At 63.8% G+C, this 1,638-nt stretch carries 2 protein-coding genes; both read left to right on the plus strand.

All coding sequences use genetic code 11. The annotated features are described in order from the left end of the window. Nucleotides 1-196, plus strand: a 196-nt coding sequence (locus tag WBB85_RS08355) for a PQQ-binding-like beta-propeller repeat protein (protein WP_432638162.1), incomplete at its 5' end; no start/stop codon positions are given. Nucleotides 197-241: 45 nt separating this feature from the next. Further along, nucleotides 242-1,638, plus strand: a 1,397-nt coding sequence (der, locus tag WBB85_RS08360; RefSeq protein WP_432638163.1) for a ribosome biogenesis GTPase Der, incomplete at its 3' end; no start/stop codon positions are given.

Here is a 1,638-nt window from a genome sequence, read left to right on the forward strand (position 1 = left end):
CCATTACGGTCCGCTTCTGGCCGGTGGCCGACTGGTGCTCGCCTCGTCAGACGGGCTGATCCGCAGCTTTGATCCGGCTTCGGGCGCGCTGGTGAGCACGGTCGAGCTGCCGGGCGGGGCAGCCGCGCGGCCTGCCGTTGCGGGGGGTGTCCTTTACGTGGTGACCAAGGATGGCAAGCTTCGGGCTTTCCGATAGGGAAAAACCCGTATATGTGGGCGGCTTCGTATCAGGAAGAACCGCATGAGCTTCACCCTCGCCATTGTCGGGCGCCCGAATGTCGGCAAATCGACTTTGTTCAACCGCCTTGTCGGCAAGAAGCTGGCGCTGGTCGATGACCAACCGGGCGTGACGCGCGACCTGCGCGAAGGCGACGCGCGGTTGGGTGACCTGCGTTTCACGGTGATCGACAGTGCGGGGCTGGAGGATGTCACGGATGACAGCCTTCAGGGAAGGATGCGGCGGCTGACCGAACGCGCGGTGGAAATGGCCGATATCTGCCTTTTCGTCATCGATGCGCGGGCAGGGGTCACACCTGTCGATCAGGTCTTTGCCGATATCCTGCGCAAGAAGAACGCCCATGTGATCCTCGCCGCCAACAAGGCCGAGGGCAAGAATGCCGATGCCGGGGTGCTGGACGCCTATGCGCTGGGTCTGGGCGAACCCTTGCGGCTTTCGGCCGAGCATGGCGAGGGGATGGACGAGCTTTACCACATGCTGCGTCCCCTGGCCGAGGAATTCGAGGCGAAGGCGGCACTGGACGCGCCTGAGGTCGATGTCGATGTCTCCGATGATGAAAGCGAAGAGGGGCCGCGTACGCCCACCCGCGACAAGCCCCTGCAGATCGCCGTCATCGGCCGCCCGAATGCGGGCAAGTCGACCCTGATCAACAAGATCATCGGCGAAGAACGCCTGCTGACCGGCCCCGAGGCCGGGATCACCCGCGATGCGATTTCGGTCAGTGCCGATTTCATGGGCACGCCGATGCGGATCTTCGATACGGCGGGGATGAGGAAGAAGGCGAAAGTAACCGAAAAGCTTGAGAAACTTTCAGTTTCCGACGGGCTGCGCGCGGTTCGGTTCGCCGAGGTGGTCGTCGTCCTGCTGGATGTCGGCATCCCCTTTGAACAGCAGGATCTGCGCATCGCCGATTTCGCCGAAAGCGAAGGCCGGGCCGTGGTCGTGGCCGCGAACAAGTGGGATCTGGAAGAGGACAAGACCGAGAAGCTGAAGGAACTGCGCGAGTCGTTCGAGCGGCTGCTGCCGCAGCTCCGCGGTGCGCCGATGGTGACCGTCTCGGCCAAGACCGGCAAGGGGCTCGACCGGCTGCATGCGGCGATCCTCAAGGCCTATGATGTCTGGAACCGTCGGGTCGCGACCGCCAGGTTGAACCAATGGCTGGGCGGGATGACCGAGGCGCATCCGCCCCCGGCCCCCGGCGGGCGCCGGATCAAGCTGCGCTACATGACGCAGGTGAAGACAAGGCCCCCGGCCTTCGTGGTCATGTGCAATCATGGCGACATGCTGCCCGAAAGCTATTCGCGCTATCTTGTCAATGGCTTGCGGGCCGACTTTGACATGCCCGGCACGCCGATCCGCCTGACCATGCGCGATCAGGGCGACAAGAACCCGTTCAAGGA

The sequence above is a fragment of the Albidovulum sp. genome (assembly GCF_049646345.1).
Classification (GTDB): domain Bacteria; phylum Pseudomonadota; class Alphaproteobacteria; order Rhodobacterales; family Rhodobacteraceae; genus Albidovulum.